Annotated in this window: 22 protein-coding genes; 19 read left to right on the top strand and 3 right to left on the bottom strand. The window is 67.9% G+C overall.

What is annotated here, in order from left to right; all coding sequences use genetic code 11:
* Positions 1 to 22: 22 nt before the first annotated feature.
* The 15 genes from ACQPYH_RS30355 to dprA all read left to right on the top strand — a co-directional run bounded on the left by ACQPYH_RS30355 (position 23) and on the right by dprA (position 12,062).
* On the top strand, positions 23 to 775 hold the full coding sequence (locus ACQPYH_RS30355) for a DeoR/GlpR family DNA-binding transcription regulator (protein WP_130449261.1): 753 nt from the start codon (positions 23 to 25) through the stop codon (positions 773 to 775).
* Positions 772 to 2,124, top strand: coding sequence for a 6-phospho-beta-glucosidase (locus ACQPYH_RS30350; protein ID WP_432878177.1), 1,353 nt, complete (start codon positions 772 to 774; stop codon positions 2,122 to 2,124). The genes ACQPYH_RS30355 and ACQPYH_RS30350 overlap by 4 nt, the downstream gene beginning before the upstream one ends.
* Positions 2,125 to 2,299: 175 nt before the next feature.
* Positions 2,300 to 2,836 carry a 30S ribosomal protein S16 gene (gene rpsP / locus ACQPYH_RS30345; RefSeq protein WP_432878174.1) on the top strand — a complete coding sequence of 179 codons (537 nt, stop codon included), beginning with the start codon at positions 2,300 to 2,302 and terminating at the stop codon, positions 2,834 to 2,836.
* A 5-nt stretch (positions 2,837 to 2,841) separates the two neighbouring features.
* The gene (locus ACQPYH_RS30340; protein WP_130449499.1) at positions 2,842 to 3,093 is read left to right on the top strand and encodes an RNA-binding protein; all 252 of its coding nucleotides are present in this window, start codon (positions 2,842 to 2,844) and stop codon (positions 3,091 to 3,093) included.
* A gap of 98 nt (positions 3,094 to 3,191) precedes the next feature.
* Positions 3,192 to 3,659 carry a GNAT family N-acetyltransferase gene (locus tag ACQPYH_RS30335; protein WP_432878172.1) on the top strand — a complete coding sequence of 156 codons (468 nt, stop codon included), beginning with the start codon at positions 3,192 to 3,194 and terminating at the stop codon, positions 3,657 to 3,659.
* A gap of 67 nt (positions 3,660 to 3,726) precedes the next feature.
* Entirely contained in the window at positions 3,727 to 4,269 is a 543-nt protein-coding gene (rimM, locus tag ACQPYH_RS30330; RefSeq protein ID WP_432878169.1) for a ribosome maturation factor RimM, read from the top strand.
* The gene (gene trmD / locus ACQPYH_RS30325; protein WP_432878166.1) at positions 4,259 to 5,455 is read left to right on the top strand and encodes a tRNA (guanosine(37)-N1)-methyltransferase TrmD; all 1,197 of its coding nucleotides are present in this window, start codon (positions 4,259 to 4,261) and stop codon (positions 5,453 to 5,455) included. Before rimM ends, trmD begins: the two co-directional genes overlap by 11 nt.
* 217 nt (positions 5,456 to 5,672) lie before the next feature.
* Positions 5,673 to 6,032: a 50S ribosomal protein L19 gene (gene rplS, locus ACQPYH_RS30320; RefSeq protein ID WP_130449271.1), complete on the top strand. Its 360-nt coding sequence runs from the start codon at positions 5,673 to 5,675 to the stop codon at positions 6,030 to 6,032.
* Between the two features lie 145 nt (positions 6,033 to 6,177).
* Positions 6,178 to 6,807, top strand: coding sequence for a signal peptidase I (gene lepB / locus ACQPYH_RS30315; protein WP_432878163.1), 630 nt, complete (start codon positions 6,178 to 6,180; stop codon positions 6,805 to 6,807).
* Positions 6,804 to 7,568 carry a signal peptidase I gene (lepB, locus tag ACQPYH_RS30310; RefSeq protein WP_432878161.1) on the top strand — a complete coding sequence of 255 codons (765 nt, stop codon included), beginning with the start codon at positions 6,804 to 6,806 and terminating at the stop codon, positions 7,566 to 7,568. The genes lepB (ACQPYH_RS30315) and lepB (ACQPYH_RS30310) overlap by 4 nt, the downstream gene beginning before the upstream one ends.
* A 215-nt stretch (positions 7,569 to 7,783) precedes the next feature.
* On the top strand, positions 7,784 to 8,485 hold the full coding sequence (locus tag ACQPYH_RS30305; RefSeq protein WP_130449277.1) for a ribonuclease HII: 702 nt from the start codon (positions 7,784 to 7,786) through the stop codon (positions 8,483 to 8,485).
* Entirely contained in the window at positions 8,482 to 8,805 is a 324-nt protein-coding gene (locus tag ACQPYH_RS30300; RefSeq protein ID WP_012922325.1) for a DUF2469 domain-containing protein, read from the top strand. Before ACQPYH_RS30305 ends, ACQPYH_RS30300 begins: the two co-directional genes overlap by 4 nt.
* A gap of 94 nt (positions 8,806 to 8,899) precedes the next feature.
* Positions 8,900 to 9,256 carry a YraN family protein gene (locus ACQPYH_RS30295; RefSeq protein WP_432878156.1) on the top strand — a complete coding sequence of 119 codons (357 nt, stop codon included), beginning with the start codon at positions 8,900 to 8,902 and terminating at the stop codon, positions 9,254 to 9,256.
* Positions 9,256 to 10,833, top strand: coding sequence for a YifB family Mg chelatase-like AAA ATPase (locus tag ACQPYH_RS30290; RefSeq protein WP_432878154.1), 1,578 nt, complete (start codon positions 9,256 to 9,258; stop codon positions 10,831 to 10,833). The genes ACQPYH_RS30295 and ACQPYH_RS30290 overlap by 1 nt, the downstream gene beginning before the upstream one ends.
* The gene (gene dprA, locus ACQPYH_RS30285; protein ID WP_432878152.1) at positions 10,830 to 12,062 is read left to right on the top strand and encodes a DNA-processing protein DprA; all 1,233 of its coding nucleotides are present in this window, start codon (positions 10,830 to 10,832) and stop codon (positions 12,060 to 12,062) included. The genes ACQPYH_RS30290 and dprA overlap by 4 nt, the downstream gene beginning before the upstream one ends.
* Here dprA and ACQPYH_RS30280 read toward each other — a convergent pair.
* Positions 12,059 to 13,033: a helix-turn-helix transcriptional regulator gene (locus tag ACQPYH_RS30280; RefSeq protein WP_432878149.1), complete on the bottom strand. Its 975-nt coding sequence runs from the start codon at positions 13,031 to 13,033 to the stop codon at positions 12,059 to 12,061. The two genes, dprA and ACQPYH_RS30280, sit on opposite strands and share 4 nt — an antisense overlap.
* Positions 13,034 to 13,163: 130 nt before the next feature.
* Between ACQPYH_RS30280 and ACQPYH_RS30275 the strand changes: the two genes are divergently transcribed.
* Both ACQPYH_RS30275 and ACQPYH_RS30270 read left to right on the top strand, forming a co-directional pair.
* Complete coding sequence (locus ACQPYH_RS30275) at positions 13,164 to 13,559, top strand: RidA family protein (protein WP_432894527.1); 396 nt, start codon at positions 13,164 to 13,166, stop codon at positions 13,557 to 13,559.
* A gap of 106 nt (positions 13,560 to 13,665) precedes the next feature.
* Positions 13,666 to 14,148: a DUF488 family protein, N3 subclade gene (locus ACQPYH_RS30270; RefSeq protein WP_432878147.1), complete on the top strand. Its 483-nt coding sequence runs from the start codon at positions 13,666 to 13,668 to the stop codon at positions 14,146 to 14,148.
* 68 nt (positions 14,149 to 14,216) lie between these two features.
* Here ACQPYH_RS30270 and ACQPYH_RS30265 read toward each other — a convergent pair whose 3' ends face one another.
* Positions 14,217 to 15,854, bottom strand: a complete 1,638-nt coding sequence (locus tag ACQPYH_RS30265; RefSeq protein ID WP_432878145.1) for an APC family permease — start codon at positions 15,852 to 15,854, stop codon at positions 14,217 to 14,219.
* A gap of 136 nt (positions 15,855 to 15,990) precedes the next feature.
* Here ACQPYH_RS30265 and ACQPYH_RS30260 point away from each other — a divergent pair, with 136 nt between their 5' ends.
* Together ACQPYH_RS30260 and ACQPYH_RS30255 are read left to right on the top strand one after the other, a co-directional pair.
* A complete protein-coding gene (locus tag ACQPYH_RS30260) occupies positions 15,991 to 16,932 on the top strand; it encodes a tyrosine recombinase XerC (protein ID WP_432878143.1) in 942 nt (313 codons plus the stop codon).
* Between the two features lie 61 nt (positions 16,933 to 16,993).
* On the top strand, positions 16,994 to 17,473 hold the full coding sequence (locus tag ACQPYH_RS30255; protein ID WP_134111615.1) for an RrF2 family transcriptional regulator: 480 nt from the start codon (positions 16,994 to 16,996) through the stop codon (positions 17,471 to 17,473).
* Between the two features lie 68 nt (positions 17,474 to 17,541).
* On the opposite strand, the gene ACQPYH_RS30250 is transcribed toward ACQPYH_RS30255, so the two are convergent.
* Positions 17,542 to 18,159, bottom strand: a complete 618-nt coding sequence (locus ACQPYH_RS30250; RefSeq protein WP_432878140.1) for a M23 family metallopeptidase — start codon at positions 18,157 to 18,159, stop codon at positions 17,542 to 17,544.
* Between the last annotated feature and the right edge of the window lie 235 nt (positions 18,160 to 18,394).

The raw sequence follows: 18,394 nt of genomic DNA, 5'->3' as shown, positions 1-18,394 counted from the left end.
TTTGCGTGATACGGTCTGCGATGTGTTGCCGAAGCAGCGACAGGATCAGATCGTCCGCGCGCTCCGGGCCGATGGGGCCGGGGGCGTCAAGGTGCTTGCCACCAAGCTCGGCGTCAGTGAGGCGACCATCCGGCGCGACCTCGAGCAGCTGCATGCCGAGGGCCGGCTGACCCGGGTGTACGGCGGTGCGCTCGCCGTCGACGGCGGGGACGAGCCCTTCGCGGACGTCAACGCCGTACATGCCCAGGAGAAGGACCGGATCGCTCGCCGCGCCGCCGAGTTGGTGCACGACGGCGAGTCCGTCCTGCTGGACATCGGTACGACCGCACTCCGGGTCGCGCAGCATCTGCACGGGCGTTCGCTGACCGTGGTGACCAGCAACCTCGCAGTACTCGAGGAGCTGCAGAACGACGAGCAGATCGAGCTGATCGTGCTCGGCGGATTCGTGCGGCGCAGCTACCGGTCCCTGGTCGGATACTTGACCGAGGAGAGCCTGCGGCAGATCCACGTCGACTGGCTGTTCCTGGGGACGAGCGGGGTGCGGCCGGACGGCCGGGTGATGGACAGCACGATGATCGAGGTTCCGGTCAAGCGAGCGATGATCAAGGCGGCCGACCAGGTCGTGCTACTCGCTGACCGGACGAAGTTCCCGGGCCATGGGGTGGCCAGGGTGTGTGAGCCGGGGGAGCTCTCCATGGTGGTGACCGAGCCAGGCGCCGACGAGGCAACCCGGACCCAATTGACTGAGGCGGGAGTACAGGTGGTGCTGGCATGAGGCTGACGATCCTGGGCGGGGGCGGCTTCCGGGTTCCGCTCGTGTACCACGCCTTGCTGGGCGACCGCGGCGCCGGACGGATCACCGAAGTGGTCCTCTATGACACCGACCGGACCCGGCTCGGAGCCATCGGGGCGGTCCTCCGTCAGCAGGCGGCCACCACTGAGCATCCGCTTCCGCCTCCGGTGGTTACGGAGACGACTGACCTGGACGAGGCGCTGCGTGGCGCCGACTTCATCTTCTCGGCCATCCGGGTCGGCGGCCTCGAAGGACGCACTATCGACGAGCGGGTTGCGCTCGGCCTCGACGTACTCGGTCAAGAGACGGTCGGCGCCGGTGGGATCGCCTACGGACTACGGACGCTGCCCGTCGCCGTACGGATCGCTCAGCGCATCGCGGCGGTCGCACCGGAAGCGTGGACCATCAACTTCACCAACCCGGCCGGCATGGTGACCGAGGCGATGATCCCGGTCCTCGGCGACCGGGTGATCGGCATCTGCGACTCACCGTCGGGGCTGGGGCGCCGGGCCGCTCTGGCGGTCGGAGTGGACCCGTCGACCGCGTTCTACGACTACGCCGGACTCAATCACCTCGGCTGGCTTCGCGGTCTGCGGTCCGGCGGTGTGGATCGGCTGCCTGACCTGCTGCAGTCGGACGACGCCCTGAGCTCCTTCGAGGAGGGACGGCTGTTCAGTCCGGACTGGCTGCGGTCGATCGGCTCGATCCCGAACGAGTATCTGCACTATTACTACTTCGCGCGCGAGACCCTGGCCGCCGTACAAGCTGTGCGGCAGACGCGCGGCACCTTCCTGCTGGAGCAGCAGTCCGCGTTCTACGCCGAGACCGGGAAGCACCCGGAGCAGGCGCTCGAGCGGTGGCAGAAGACGCGGGCCGAGCGCGAGTCGACGTACGGCGTGGAGAGCCGCGAGGTGGCGGACGCGGGGGAGCGGGACGAGCGGGACATGGAGGCGGGCGGCTACGAGCAGGTCGCGCTGTCGCTGATGCGGGCGATCGCCCACAACGAGCGGGCTTCCTTGATCCTGAACGTGCGGAACCGCGGCGTACTGCATCATCTGGACGACGACGCCGTGGTGGAGATCCCGTGCACGGTGGACGCCAACGGCGCGCTGCCGGTGACTGTGTCCCAGCTCACCGACCATCAGGCCGGCCTGGTCTGCTCGGTGAAGGCCGTCGAGCGCTCCACGATCGAGGCCGCCACGACGTCCTCGAGGTCGGCTGCCCTGAAGGCACTCGCCTATCACCCGCTCATCGACTCGGTGACGGTGGCGCGTAGCCTTCTGGACACGTACGTCGAGAGCCTGCCGGATCTCGCCTATCTCCGCGCGTGAGGCCGATTGGTCTGGGACACGCCGTATCTGGCACAATGGCCTGCTGAGTCCGTCCAGGTTCTGTGCAGCCCTCTAACTCCACTGCCCGGCCGGCCCATCGAGCCGTTACTGCGTTGTCCCCACGACGCGTCGTGCTGCTCACCAAGACAGGAATTCCAAGGGAGACCACCCAAAAGTGGCAGTCAAGATCCGTTTGAAGCGCATCGGCAAGAAGCGCACCCCGCACTACCGCATCGTCGTCATGGACGCCCGCACCAAGCGGGACGGCCGGGCGATCGAGGAGATCGGCATCTACAACCCGAAGACCGAGCCCTCGTTCATCCGGGTCGAGTCGGAGCGGGCGCAGTACTGGCTGGGCGTCGGCGCGCAGCCGAGCGAGGCCGTCCAGGCGATCTTCAAGGCCTCCGGCGACTGGCAGCAGTTCAAGGGCGAGCCGGCTCCGGCGCCGCTCCGTGTCGCCGAGCCGAAGCGGGACAAGCAGGAGATCTTCAACGAGGCGCTGGCCGAGGCCCACGGCTCGCTGAAGACCGAGGCCGTCACCGCCAAGAAGACCGCGGCCAAGAAGACGGCCGAGAAGAAGGACGAGGCTCCGGCGGCCAAGGCCGACGAGGCTCCCAAGGCCGACGAGGCTCCCGCCGCCAAGGCTGAAGAGGCTCCGAAGGCTGACGAGGCGCCCGCCGCCGAGGCAGCGGCCGAGACCACCGAGGCCTGACGATGATGGAGACCGAGGCGCTCGAGCACCTGGTCCGAGGCATCGTGGACAACCCCGACGACGTCAGTGTCCGGTCCCGGAACCTGCGCCGCGGACGCACCCTCGAGGTGCATGTCCACCCCGACGACATCGGCAAGGTGATCGGCCGCAACGGCCGCACCGCCACCGCGATCCGCACCGTCGTCGGCGCCCTCAGCGCAGAGTCCTCCCTCCGCATCGACTTCGTCGACGAGTTCAACCGGCGCCCCAGGCGCTGACCAACTCACCCAAAGGCCGCGTCCCCCTCGGGGGCCGCGGCCTTTGCGCTGTTGAGGGGGTTCCGAGAGCGGCCTGCCGGTGAGTTAGCTTCAGCGGCATGCCGAGGATTCGAGTCGCCGCCGCCGCGGACGTGAACCAGCTGGTCGAGTCGGTCACCAACCTGTTCCGGGACGACGCCGGTCAGCACGACCGCTTCACCGACATCAGCTGGCCGCAACGCGAGGGCCACGCCAGGTACGGCGCTCTGGTCGGGGATCCCGCCTGGCTGCAGTTGGTCGCGTACGACGACCAGGATCGGCTGATCGGCCATCTGGTGGGTCGGCTGAGTGACCCGACACCGACCCGCGCGAGCCTTGCCGCCGTACTGGAGAGCATCTATGTCTTCGAAGATGCCCGCGGTCAGGGCATCGGTGGCCTGCTCACCGAGCAGTTCCTGACGTGGGCCCGGGAACAGCACGCAGCCTTTGTGTTGGTCAGTGCGTACGCCGCGAACGAGGCCGCGCAGAGGTTCTACCAGCGGCACGGCTTCGTCCCGCAAAGCGTCACCCTGCAAGCAGACCTCTAGGCGTGCGGCATCGGAACGCCTGACACACTGTGGTGTTGTTGTCGGGGCTTTGGGAGAGGAACTGCAGGTGTTGGTGACAGTCGGGCGGATCGGCCGGGCGCATGGGATCAAGGGTGAGGTCGGGGTTGAGGTTCGGACCGACGAGCCGGACCGGCGGTTCGCGGACGGCGCGACCTTGGTGACGGAGGCCAAGGTGTCTCGGACGCTGACGGTGGAGTCGAGCCGTTGGCACAGTGGCCGGCTGCTGGTGAAGTTCGCCGATGTGCCGGACCGGACTGCCGCAGAGCTGCTGCGCAACCTGTCCGTACAGTCCGAAATCGACGAGGACGAGCGTCCCGAGGACCCGGACGAGTACTACGACCGCGAGCTCATCGGCCTCGCCGTACGCACCACAGACGGCGCGGACGTCGGTGAAGTGATCGACGTGGTCCACCTCCCCTCGCAGGACCTCCTGGAGATCCGCCGTCCCGGCGGCAACGCCGTGCTGGTTCCGCTGGTCGAGGAGCTGGTCCCGGAGCTCAACCTGGAGAAGCAGTACGTCGTCGTGGCCGACCGGCCAGGTCTGCTGGACCCGGAGGGCGCCGAGGTGGTCCCGACCGATGAGGCTTGACGTCGTCACGATCTTCCCGGAGTACCTGGCCGCGCTGGACGTCTCGCTGGTCGGCAAGGCGGCGAAGAGCGGCCTCCTGGACGTCCACCTGCACGACCTGCGCGAATGGACCCACGACCGCCACCGGACCGTCGACGACACCCCGTACGGCGGGGGAGCGGGCATGGTGATGAAGCCGGAGCCTTGGGGCCTGGCGCTCGACGCGATCGCTCCCGCGGACGGTCCGGCCCAGCCGCGGCTGATCGTGCCGACTCCGGCGGGGCGTCCGTTCACGCAGGAGCTCGCGTACGAGCTGGCGGCCGAGCCGTGGCTGGCCTTCGCCTGCGGCCGGTACGAGGGCATCGACGCGCGCGTAGCGTCGTACGCCGGTGAGCGGATGCGCGTGGACGAGGTGTCCATCGGCGACTACGTGCTGAACGGCGGCGAGGTCGCGGTACTCGTCATGGTCGAGGCAATCGCCCGCCTGCTCCCCGGCGTCATCGGCAACCCGGAGTCCCTGGCGGAGGAGTCGCACTCGGGCGATGGCTTGCTGGAGTACCCCGTGTACACGAAACCGCCGAGCTGGCGCGGACACGACGTACCTGAGGTCCTGCTGTCCGGGAACCACGGCCTGATTGCCGACTGGCACCACGAGGAGTCAGTACGCCGTACTGCGGAACGCCGGCCGGACCTACTGGCCGCGTGGGGCGACGTACTGGCCGCCAAGGACGACTCCGACGCGGTCCGCATCCTCCCGGCCACCTCAGCCGACGCAGGCGAGGTCCACGTGCTGCAGTTGGCCGCCTTCCTCTCCGAGGCCCGCCTGTACGACGACTACACGCTCCCGCCCCTGACGGCGGACGTAGCCGACACAGCGGACCGTCTGGAGCGCTCCGTCGCCCTGAAGGCGGTCGCCGGTGCCCGCATCGTCGGCTCCGTCCAGCTGGCCGTCGACGGGCCGGTGGGGCAGATAGAGCGGCTCGTCGTCGCCCCGGATTGGCAGGGCCGCGGCCTCGGTGCCCGGCTGCTCCGCGCCGCCGAACAGCTGGCCCCGTCCGACGTGACGTCGTACGTGCTGAACACCGGTGCCAAGAGCGAGCGCAACCTCGCCCTGTACCGCAAGGCGGGCTACCGGGAGAGCAGCCGTGAGGCGCAGACGCCGAAGGTGGATCTGGTCTACCTGACCAAACGCCGTCGCCGGAAGTGACGGTCGTCACGTCGGGGTCACGTCGGGGGTCACGCTCACCCTGTGCTGTGGAATCGGGCTGATTTCGTCACGGTGTGGGGCGTGTGGCAAGATTGTCTGCTGCTGCCCTTCGGTGCTCCTGCCACAGGGGGTGACCACCGACCGGCAGCCTCTTGATGACTTCATCACCACCGACATTCGTGGGTGACCTGTGGCACGCGCGAGGAAGAGACACCTGATGAGCAACATCCTGAATGAGCTCGACAACGCGAGCAAGCGCGACGACATCCCCGCTTTCCGGCCCGGCGACACCGTCAACGTGCACGTCAAGGTCGTCGAGGGCAACCGGTCCCGCGTCCAGGTGTTCAAGGGTGTCGTGATCCGGCGCCAGGGTGGCGGCCTGCAGGAGACCTTCACGGTCCGCAAGGTCAGCTTCGGTGTCGGTGTCGAGCGGACCTTCCCGCTGCACACCCCGATCGTCGAGAAGATCGAGGTCGTGACCCGCGGCGACGTCCGCCGCGCCAAGCTGTACTACCTGCGCGAGCTGCGCGGTAAGGCGGCCAAGATCAAGGAGAAGCGCGAGATCCCGGCCTCCTGACGCCGCGTAACGACGACGGTCTCCGATGGCGCCGAGCACTGCGACTCGAGCTCGCCCTCGCCCGGTAGCCTCGAGGGCACGTCGCAGCAAGGGACGTCACCGCAGGCTGAAGCAGCGGAATCCGCTGCTCAGCCTGCTTGTCGAGATGAGCACCGTCACGGTGCTCGCGCTCGTCATCACCGTGGTCCTGCGGCTGTTCGTCGCGGAGGCGTTCTACGTCCCGTCGGAGTCGATGTACGACACGCTGACCAAGGACGACCGGATCCTGGCCGAGAAGATCAGCTACCTGCACCGGGACGTCGACCGCGGCGACATCGTCGTGTTCAAGGACCCGAGCAACTGGCTGAACGAGGAGCAGGCCAAGCCGGGCACGCTGCGCCGGGTCGGCGAGTTCGTCGGCATCCTGCCCCGCAGCGGCGAGGGTCACCTGGTCAAGCGGGTGATCGGAATCGGCGGCGACCGGGTCATCTGCTGCAACAAGCAGGGCCAGATCACCGTCAACGGGATCGCGCTGGACGAGCGGGAGTACCTGCTCAAGGACGCCAAGCCCTCCGAGGTGCCGTTCAACGTGCTGGTGCCGGCCGGCCATCTGTGGGTGATGGGGGACAACCGCGCCGAATCGGCCGACTCGCGTGCCCATATGGGCGCCCCCGGCGGCGGATTCGTACCGGTCGAGAACGTGGTTGGCCGGGCATGTTGCGTAATCTGGCCGTCTGACCGGATGACGATGCTGCGTCCTCCGGAAACCTTCAAGAAGCCGGGGCTGAAGAAGTGACCGATACACCGACCAAGACGGACCCCAAACCCGCCCATCGTTCGGGCTTCGGAGCTGCAGCCCGGGAGTTCGTGCTGATCGTGGTCGGGGCCCTGATCGTCTCGTCGATCCTGCGGGCGTTCGTCGGGCAGATGTTCATCATCCCGAGCGAGTCGATGGAGAACACGCTGCTGGTCGGTGACCGGGTCGTGGTGGAGAAGCTCACCGACGTCAAGCGCGGTGACGTGGTCGTGTTCGAGGACCCGGGCGGCTGGCTCGGCCCGGAGGAGAGCGGCCAGAAGCGCGGTTCGGTCGGCCGGTTCTTCGAGATCGTCGGTCTGCTGCCCGATTCCAGCCACGGCCACCTGATCAAGCGCCTGATCGGCATGCCCGGCGACAAGGTCGCCTGCTGCGACTCCAAGGGCCGTCTGCTGGTCAACGGCCAGCCGCTCGACGAGACGAAGTACCTGTATCCGGGGGATGCCCCGTCCCAGATGGAGTTCCAGGTCACCGTCCCGGCCGGCCGGATCTTCGTGATGGGCGACCACCGGTCCGCCTCCGGAGACTCCCGCGTGCACCTGCAGGACCTCGACGCGAACGGCAGCAACCAGGGCGACGCGGCGTTCGTGCCGCTCGACAAGGTCACCGGGCGAGCCATAGCGATCGTCTGGCCGGCGGGCCGCTGGAGCAAACTCGGCGTACCCGACACGTTCAAAGCGGTGCCGGCCCCAGGCCCGGCGCCGAACAAACCTTCGATATCCCTCACGCCACCACCTAAGTGAGAACCTGTCGCCTCTGACGCGTGGGGCATGTCGCTCGGCCCCACGCCTGCTGCGCGGCACTCGGCGGGCACCTCGCTGCACTGGAGGAAAGGTCACGATGCTCCGCATCGAGCCCTTCCCTCCAGCACACCGAGGCACTCCGCCGAGCACCTGCTCGCGACGGCGTGGGGCCGAGCGACATCCCCTAGGGTGAGTTGTGTGATGCGGAGGGCTGAATGAGCGCGTTGCCGCGCGGGAGCACGGTACGGCGAGACGCCGGGCTGTATGGGTACGAGCGTGCCCTGCGCCGCGTCGGCCTGGACCCGATCGCCGGCGTCGACGAGGCCGGTCGCGGGCCCTGTGCCGGCCCGCTGGTGGCGGCCGCGGTGATCCTGCCGGACGGCAAACGGGGCCAGATCCCGGAGCTGGCCGACTCCAAGCTGCTGACCGCCAAGGCGCGGGACCGCTGCTACGAGGAGATCCGGAAGCGGGCGCTGGCCTGGTCGGTGGTCTCGATCGAGGCCGCGGAGTGCGACCGGCTCGGCATGCATGTCGCGAACGTGGAGGCGCTCCGTCGGGCGCTGTTCAGGCTCGACGTGCGCCCGTCGTACGTGCTGACGGACGGGTTCGGTGTCGACGGTCTCGGCGTACCGGGGCTGTCGATCTGGAAGGGTGACCGCGTGGCGGCGTGTATCGCGGCCGCCTCCGTGATCGCCAAGGTGACCCGTGACAGGGTGATGCAGCACTGGGACACCGTGTACCCGCAGTACGGGTTCGCGATCCACAAGGGGTACTGCACGCCCGAACACCAGGCGGCACTGGACGAATACGGCCCGTGCCCGCAACATCGACGGCGGTTTGAGAATGTCCGCCGCAGTCTGCGGCCCGATATGGGACAGAATGTGACCAGTCCCACCGGAGTGGAGAGCAATCGATGAGTGCCGATGACCTCGAGAAGTACGAGACCGATATGGAGCTGCAGCTCTATCGGGAGTACAAGGACGTCGTCGGGATCTTCAAGTACGTCGTGGAGACCGAGCGCCGGTTCTACCTGTGCAACGCGGTAGACCTGAAGGTGCGTACGGAGGGCGGCGACGTGTACTTCGAGGTGACGATGGCCGACGCGTGGGTCTGGGACGTCTACCGGTCGGCCCGCTTCGTGAAGAACGCCAAGGTCGTCACCTTCCGCGACGTCAACATCGAAGAGCTCGCCAAGTCCGACCTGGAAGTCCCGAAGGACTCCGACTTCGGCCGCTGAGCTTTTCCACAGGCTGAGCTTTTCCACAGGCGGAAAAGTGAGGTCCGTTTCGCAGGCCTGATCCCGGCATGTTCTCTGCCGGAGGTGGTCAACGATGCGGACCAGGAACACCGTCGGACGGTACGGCGAGGATCTCGCCGCGAGGTATCTCAGCGAGCACGGTTTCGCGGTGCTCGAGCGCAACTGGCGCTGCGAGCTCGGCGAGATCGACATCGTCGCGCGCGAAGGCAACACGCTCGTAGTCTGTGAGGTGAAGACCCGGCGTGGGCTCAACTACGGCAGCCCGCTCGAGTCGATCACCTACCGGAAGCTGACCACGCTCCGGAAGCTGTCCGGCCGCTGGTTGCAGGCCCATCAGGTCAGACCGGCGGCGATCCGGATCGACGTCGTCGGTGTCCTGTTCGACCACAACACGCCACCCACCGTGGACCACGTGCGGGGTGTGGCCTGATGGCGCTCGCACAGACGTGGTCGGTCGCGCTCGTCGGCCTGGAGGGCCACTTGGTCGAGGTCGAGGCCGACATCGCCCAAGGCCTGCCGAAGACGACCCTGATCGGTCTCCCCGACACGTCCCTGTCCGAAGCCCGCGATCGCGTCCGCGCCGCCGTGGTCAACAGCGGTGAGCGATTCCCCGACCGCAAGGTCACCATCGGCCTGTCACCCGCCACTCTGCCCAAGACCGGCTCGCACTACGACGTCGCCATCGCCCTCTCGCTTCTGACCGCGGCCGGGGTCGTCGATCCCAGTTCTCTCCGGCAGACGGCGATCATCGGCGAGCTCGGCCTCGACGGCCGCATCCGCGAGGTCCGCGGCGCACTGGCCATGACCTTGGCCGCCGCCCGAGCCGGCTTCGATCGCATCGTCGTCCCAGACCTCAACGTCGGCGAGGCACGTCTCGTCCCCGGCATCGAGGTGTACGGCGCACGCTCGCTCCGTCAGGTCCTCGCGCTGCTCCGCGGTGTCGAGATCCCCGACGAAGCGCCGCCCCGCGCCGAGCCACGCCTGGTGTCGGAGTCGCTGACCCGCGTTCCAGCGGTCGATCTCGACGACGTCATCGGCCAGCGCGAAGGCCGACGCGCTATCGAGGCCGCTGCAGCCGGTGGCCATCACCTGTTCCTGCACGGGCCGCCGGGCTCCGGCAAGACGATGCTCGCGGAACGCCTGGCCGGGCTGATGCCCGACCTGACCACGGACGACTCGCTCGAGGTGTCGGCCGTGCACTCACTCGCCGGCCTGCTCACCAACGATGCCGAGCTCGTCGTCCGCCCACCGTTCATCGCGCCGCACCACACTGCCTCCCTGGTCAGCCTCGTCGGCGGCGGGTCGGGCGTGCCCAGACCTGGTGCCATCAGCTGCGCGCATCGCGGCATCCTGTTCATCGACGAGGCGCCCGAGATGCATCCGCTCACTCTCGACACCCTGCGCCAGCCGCTTGAGTCCGGGTTCGTCGAAGTCCATCGGGCTGCTGCGGTCGCGAAGTTCCCGGCCCGCTTCATGCTCGTGCTGGCGGCCAATCCCTGTCCCTGCGGGCTGTCCGGCACCAATCAAGGCATCTGCAGTTGCACCCCTCAGGTCCTTGCTCGCTACCGCCAAAGGATCAGCGGCCCGATCAAGGACCGCCTGGACATCCAACGGCAGATCCTCCCGGCGGCGCGCACCGTCACCGACGGCGAGCCCGCGGAGTCCACCGCTGTTGTTGCCGAGCGCGTGCAGCTCGCCCGCGACCGCCAGGCTCACCGTCACAAAGGCACAGCCTGGATTCTGAACAGCGAGGTCCCCGGGCCGATCCTGCGCCGCGAACATCCCTTGGATGCCGCGAGCAACAAACTCCTCGAGAACCATTACGCGAGCGGGCGCCTGACCGCGCGAGGCTTCGACCGCGTCGTCCGACTCGCTTGGACCCTTGCCGACCTTGCCGGTGCCGACAGGCCAACGGTGGAGCTGACCCACGAAGCGTTCCAGCTGCGCGCCGGCGAGCCATTGGTGCAGCTCTCCGATCTCCGTCCCCTCAAAGGAATCGCCCGATGACGAACCATGCTCAGAACCTTGCCCTGACGAACGTGGCCCTGATGGCTGATGTCATCGGCTCCGGGGGAGGAGCGGGCGGATCCGAGGTGCTTGCTGACGGCAACGGCGATCGGGAACGCCTGGCCCGCGCCGGATTGTCCCGCGTCGTCGAGCCCGGTGACCTCGCCGCGCTGAAGGCATTCGACGGGATGTCCGCGCTGGAGATCTGGGACCGCCTCCAGTGCAGATCACACGGCCTCGAGCGCTGGTCCACCCGCCTCGCCGAGGTCAATCCCGAGCGAGATCTCGAACGGGCCGCAGCCGCCGGTGCGAGGTTCGTGATCCCCGGTGACGAGGAATGGCCCGACCCAGTAGACGTTCTCACCGAAGCCGGCCAGCTGAGCCGCCGCGCCGGTGCCCCGTTCGGTCTCTGGGTCCGCGGTCGGGCGAATCTCCGTCACGCGTTGAAGCGTTCCGTCTCGGTCGTCGGTGCCCGCGCCTGCTCGTCGTACGGCGAACACGTTGCCGCCGAGCTCTCCGCCGGCTTGGCCGACTCTGGTGTGACCGTGGTGTCCGGTGGCGCTTTCGGCATCGACGCCGCAGCCCACCGCGGCGCGCTCGCAGTTCCCGGAACGACGATCGCTGTACTTGCCTGCGGTGTCGACGTCAGCTACCCGAAACGCAATTCAGCCCTGCTCAGTCGCGTCGCCGAGGAGGGTCTGGTCGTTGCCGAACTCCCACCCGGCTGCTCACCGACCAAGCTCCGCTTCCTCGCCCGCAACCGCCTCATCGCCGCCGCCACCCAAGGCACGGTCGTCATAGAAGCCGCGATCCGCAGCGGCGCCCTCAACACCGCCGGCTGGGCCGAACAATGCGGCCGCGCCGTCCTCGCTGTGCCCGGCCCTGTCACCTCCCGCATGTCCGCCGGCAGCCACCTGCTGGTCCGCGAACGCAACGCCGTACTAGCCACCAACGTCGCCGACATCATCGAAGCCATCTCGCCGTACGGCGCCGGCCTCACCCACCCCCCGCGAGCCCCGCAATCCCTCGCAGACACCCTCGATGCCGACCTCCAACGCACCCTGGACGCAGTCCCCGTCCTCCACCCAGCCCCGGCCACCCGCATAGCCGTCACCGCCGGCCTCGACCTCCCCACCACCCAACAATCCCTAGAAGCCCTAAGCGCCCTAAACCTAATAACCCAAACCCCAACCGGCTGGCGCCTCCCATCCCCACCTGGTGGTGCTTAGGAGGAGGGGGCGTAGCGGGTGGCGATTTTGGTGGCTCGGGTGTGCAGGGTGGCCCGTAGGGATTGGGGTGCGAGGACTTCTGCGTTGGTGGCTAGTTGCCAGAGGGCCCATTCCGCGTGGCGCGAGTCTTGGAAGGTCACCTCGAGGCGGAGCCAGCCGTCTGGGTCGGCTTGTTCGGTGGTGACGGCTAGCGCGGTGGCCATGAGGTCCTCTCGCCGCGCTGGGTTCAGGCTTAGCAGCACGGTGATCTGGTCGCCGCCGGTTCGGAAGTTTGTGCTGCGTTCCTGCCAAGTGCGGTGCAGGTCAACCTGGTCGGGTCGTTGCGCGGGTTCGTCGAGTTCCTCGGCGGCCAGCACTCGGGACAGCCGATAAGTGCGGTCCTCGCCGGACCTCTTCGCCAGCAGGTACCCCTGGTCTCGTACTGTGACCAGGCCGATCGGGTCCACGGTGCGCCACTTCGGGGTCTGGTCGACGGCCGCGTAGTGGAGCCGCAACTTGTGTCCGGTGAACACGGCGCTCCGGATCTCGGCTGCGATTTCGTCCGGCACCTCCTCGGCGACCTGCCGACGCGAGAGGAGGTCGGTTTCCGGGTCGATCAGCAACCGCTGTACTGCGCCGGCCGCGGTGTCCCGATAACCCTCTGGCAAGGCATCAACCACCTTGAGCATGGCCGAAGCGAGCGCCGAGCCGAGGCCGAACACCTGTGCTCCACGGCGCGATCCGGCGACCAGCAGGGCGAGCGCCTCGTCGTTGTTCAGTCCCGTGAGCTCCGTCTGGAAAGCGGGCAACAACTCGAACCCGCCATACCTCCCGCGTTCGGCATAAACCGGTACGCCGGCTGCGGACAGGGCCTCGATGTCGCGGAGCACGGTGCGGGTGGATACCTCGAGCTCGCGGGCGAGCGTCGGCGCGGTCAGTCGACGGCGTTGGCGCAGCAGCAGAACCAGTGAGACCAACCGGTTGGCGCGCATCCAAGGACTCTACCGCCATACACGACACAGGATGTCGTGATTCGTTGGGAGGCTTTCAGTACGACGTCAGGCCCCGCTGCTTGGGCCGACGGACGAGCCTGTCGATCAATCGAATGGAGCTGATGTGGCTGTGGAGCGAACGACGGTCAACCCGTGGACCTGGTCGCTGGATCTGGGCTACAACCAGGGCGAGATCGTCTCCGGACAGACCCGGACGCTGTACTGCGCCGGGCAGACCGCGATGAGCGACGACGGAAAGCCCGAGCATGCTGGTGACATGGCAGCGCAATTGGCGTTGAGCCTCGACAACCTGGAGGCCGTACTCGGAGACGCCGGCATGTCCCTCGCGAATCTCGTCCGACTCAACGTGTACACCACCGACGTCGACCTGCTGTTCCAGCACTACGCCGTGCTGGCATCGCGGTTGGGTGCTTCCGGGGTCGCGCCGCCAACGACGATGCTCGGAGTGACCCGACTCGCGATCCCCACCCTGCTGGTCGAACTCGAAGGGACAGCCGTCGGATGATTCCGGTGCTGAGCACGGGCCCCGGCGTCAGGCACGGCAGCGCCGTACGACGCGGGCGAATGCGGGTGTCGTCCTGGCCTCGGTCAGCGGTGCGTGGTTCCCGGTGGTGAAGGTGGCGACGATCGGCGTCTACGAGTTCGACGTCGGGTCGTTCCTGCAGCGACTGCAGGACGCCGACGTTCGGCTGCTGCTCGACGTACGGCAGCGGCGTGGCGTACGGGGACCTGAGTACGCCTGGGCGAACTCGCTTCGGTTGCAGGCGGCTCTCGCTGATGCCCGCATCGCGTACGAACATCACCCTGAGCTCGCACCGACCACCGAACTACGCGAACTGCAGTACGCCGAGGACAATCGGCGAGGGGTGGGCAAGCGTTCGCGTCGCGAGCTAGCCGCCGACTACGTCCGGCGCTACACGACCGAGATCCTCGACCACGCTGACCTCACGTCGATCGTGTCAGCCCTACCAACCAACGGAATCGCGGCACTCCTCTGCGTCGAACTCGACCCCGCCGCCTGCCATCGCTCCCTGATCGCCAACCGACTGACCAACCAGCACAACGTCCTGATCGAGCACCTACGCCCCTTATAACGCACGGACTCCAGCGCACCATCCCGCCGGTGTCTGGGTGTGCAACTTGAGCGGGGCTGGCGTGGAGGTCAGTTGCGCATGTGTTTGCCGCGGGTGGGTTTTTGGGGTTGTTGCTGGTCGGGTGGGGTGCGGATTGCGCGTAGCTCGGGTGGGCGGTCCTGGTCGGGGCGGATGGCTTGCAGGCCGCCGGTGCCGGGGTCGGTGTCGCCGAGGTCGAAGTCCCAGCTGTCCTCGTTGGCGAGGCGACTGTGCCAGCGGCCGTAGAGGGCGTAGATCGCGATACCGATGACCATCCAGACGCCGAACTTGGTCCAGGTGCTGGTCTTCAGGTTCAGCATCAACCACACCGTGGCCGCGAGCGACAGCAGCGGGATCAGCGGGACCATCGGCACCCGGAAGCCGCGCTCCAGGTTGGGCTCCGAGCGACGCAGCGTGAGCACGCCGACCGCGCAGAACGCGAAGCAGAACAGGGCGCCGATGACCAGCAGCTCCTCGAGCTCGAGGACCTTCGGGTACAGCGTGAGCGCCAGCGCGGCGAGACCTGCGAAGGCGGCGGCGCGGGCGGGGGAGGAGTACACCCGGCTGACGCGGCCGAGGCTCTTCGGCAGCAGACCGTCACGACCCATGTTGAACAAGACGCGGCTCTGCGCGATGAGGACCACCATGATCACGGTCATCAGCGCGAGCAACGCGCCTAGATTGACCACTTTTGCGGCCCACCCGACTCCGACGGCGGCTAACGCCTCGGAGACCGGCGCGGCTCCGCCGAGTTTGCCGTACGGGCGCATGCCGACCAGGACGACGGCCATCGCGATGTAGAGGATCGTCACCGCGCCGACGCCGAGCAGCATCCCTTGCGGGACAGTCTTCCGCGGGCTGCGGGCGTCCTCCGACGCGGTCGCGATCAGGTCGAAGCCGATGTAGGCGAACACGATCGTGCTGGCGGCGGTGAAGATGCCCATCGTCCCGAACGAACCGAACGACGAGTCCAGGATCCAGCCCAGCAACGTCGGACTCGCGGTCGCGGGCGCGGCCCTGGCCGGCGGCACGAACGGGTGGTAGTTCGCCATGTTGACGTGCGCCGCACCGACGATCACCACGAGCAGGATCACCGCGACCTTCGCGATCACGACGACGGTCAGCACCCGGGACGAAAGCTTTGTGCCGGTGACGATCAGCGCGGTCAGGACCAGCAGAAGTAACGGGGCAACGAGGTTGAGCTTGGCCTCGGGACCGAAGAATTGCGCCACTCCACTGGGCAGCGTGACGCCGAATCCGTCCAACGTGGCCAGGAAGTACGCCGACCAGACCCGGGCGACGATCGCGGCCGCGGTGACGAGTTCGAGCACGAGCGCCCAACCGACCAGCCAGGCCCACATCTCACCGAAAGTGACGTAACTGAAGGTGTACGCGCTACCGGAGACAGGGATCGTCGAGGACAGCTCGGCGTAACAGGCCGCGGCCAGCACACAGACGATCGCGGCGATGACGAACGACAGGATCACTGCCGGGCCGGCGACATTGGCCGCCTGGACGCCGCTGATGCTGAAGATGCCGGAGCCGATCATCACGCCCAGGCCGAGTACAACCAGGTCGCGACGACCGAACAAGCGCGGCAGACGATGCCGCGCGTCCTCGACTCGAGTGAACGCCGACTCGACCGGCAGGCGCCGGCCTACGGTCTGTCCGTTCGCTGAGGGGGCCATGGTCAGGGGTGCCTCCGTTGCTACTAGGGCAATCGGGCCGAACAGTAGTCGACCGTCGGGTTATCGACCAGACCTCCTCTCGCCGGTCACCGCGCGGTGGCTTGCGATGCCGGGCCGCCTCACGCATCGTCGAGACATGGCGCCGGACGATGTCAGTGGAAACCCTTCCTGGCCGGAAGGTTTCACTCAGTTACTGGCTGACTACGAACGGCATCTGACGGCGGAGAGAGACCTCAGCACTCACTCGGTCAGAGCCTACATCGGGGATGTCGCGGATTTACTCGAACATTTGATTCGGCTTGGTCACGATGATCTTGGCGGGTTGGACATCCGGGGGCTGCGGTCCTGGCTGGCCAAACAGCAAAGTCTGGGGAAATCCCGCAGCACGATGGCTCGCCGGGCCACGGCCGCAAGGGTGTTCACGGCGTGGGCGCAGCGGACCGAGCGGATCGGTACGGATCCGGGAGCATTGCTCGCCAGTCCCAAGCCGCACAAGAGCCTGCCGGGCGTTCTCGGCCAGGCCGAAACGCGAGCCGTCCTCGACGCCGCAGCCGTCGCCGCTGACGACGGAAGTCCGGTCGGGCTGCGTGACCTCACGATCATGGAGCTCCTGTACGCAACGGGGATCCGCGTCGGCGAGCTGTGCGCACTCGACGTCGACGACATCGACCGGTCGCGCCGAGTCGTCCGGGTGTTCGGTAAGGGCCGCAAGGAACGGTCTGTCCCGTACGGCGTACCGGCTGCGGAAACGCTCGAGCGCTGGCTGGCTGAAGCGCGGCCGAAGCTGGCGCGCGAGGGGAGCGGGCCGGCCGCCTTCCTCGGCGCGCGTGGTGGGCGGATCGATCAGCGAGCCGTACGACGGTTGGTGCACGAGCGGATCGCGGCCGTCGACGCACCGGATCTGGCACCGCACGGACTGCGGCATACGGCGGCCACGCATCTCCTGGAGGGTGGCGCGGATCTGCGGAGCGTGCAGGAATTGCTGGGGCATGCGTCCCTGGCGACGACGCAGGTCTACACGCATGTCTCCAGCGAGCGGCTTCGGAAGGCCTACCTGCAGGCGCATCCGCGGGCTTGACCAGGCGTCTCTGTGCGGGGGATGCGGCGCGTGAGCGGCCGAATGCGGCAGACTGCGGGACATGCGGGTTTCGGCGAAGTCTGACTATGCGTTGCGAGCTCTGATCGAGATCACCCAACGGTGGGTGGCCAACGATCCTTCGGTGGTGTCGGCCGAGGAGCTCAGCCGGGCGCAGGGCATTCCGCATGGCTTCCTGCAGGGCATCCTCGCCGACCTCCGCCGGGCGGGCGTGCTGTCCAGCCAGCGTGGGCAGTCGGGCGGATGGCGGCTGGCCGTCGACCCCAATGACATCTCCGTCGCCGATGTGATGCGCGCGGTGGACGGTCCGATCGTGAGTATCTCCGGTGTGCGGCCGGAGAGCGTTTCCTACAACGAGCATGCGGTGGTCCTCCAACGGGTCTGGATCGCGGCTCGCGCGAGCCTGCGCGACGTACTCGAGAACACGACGTTGATCGATCTCGCCAAGAACAAGCTCCCGGCCGGCGTCGAGCGCCGCTCGAAGGACGAGGACGCTTGGCAGGCCCGAGTCCCCGGCAGCTGACCGGCCGAGCCGACGCCGGACGTAGCCAGCCGAGGTCGCGCACGTGCTGCCCGATCTGCCGGTGACTCCTACTCGCGTCTGATCAGCAGGCCGGCGGTCAGGGTGAGGGCCGCGGTGGCGGCGATGATGAGCTTCGCCGTTCGCTGATTGCTGTCGGGCGGGGCAGGGGATACGTCCGCAGCGCGCGACGGCGGCCCTGAAGGCACCGGGGATGGAGCGCGGGCAGGTTGAGCCTGTTGATTGGTGAGCGGGAGTAGTCGGACCGGTCGGTTCCGGACGAGGGTCAGCGGGTTGAGGTACTGCTTGCCCTGAAGCAGACCCCAGTGCAGGCAGGCCCTCGGCAGGCAGTGCGAGCCGGCGGCGGACAGGCGCCCGATCACAGTCCCGGCACGAACGGTGGCCCCGACGGAGACCGCCGGCACGACAGGCTCGTACGTCGTACGACGCGCTCCGGCGGTGATCGTGATGACGCCGCGGCCGGCGAGCGGACCGGCGTACGTGATCGTGCCGGGAGTCGCGGCGAGGACGGGTTGGCCGGGGCGGCCGGCCAGGTCGACGCCGCGGTGGCCGGGGAGCCACGGTTTCGCGGGCAGTTCGAAGCCGTGCACCACCTCCGGGCGGGGCTGGAGCGGCCAGTCGGAGGTGGCACCGGGCAGGATGGCGAGGGAGAGCAAGGCGAGGTTCATGCCAGGGAAGATGCCGTCGTCGGGGACGGCCACGGACCCTCGATCGCACGATTGTGGATAACCCAGGGCCGGTTCGCGTTGCCCGCCGCCGGTCACGTACACTTCCGGTGGCGTCCCATGTGAGTGGGACGACTACGCATGCCCGCACCAGTGTGCGGTTCCAACGGTCCCGGAGCGATCCGGGCGGAGCCGTACGACGGGCATCAGGAGCTGCGGATCATCCGATCCGACGCGA

The organism is Kribbella sp. CA-245084, assembly GCF_050942355.1.
Taxonomy (GTDB): domain Bacteria; phylum Actinomycetota; class Actinomycetes; order Propionibacteriales; family Kribbellaceae; genus Kribbella.
This window is presented reverse-complemented; position numbering and strand designations above follow the sequence as displayed.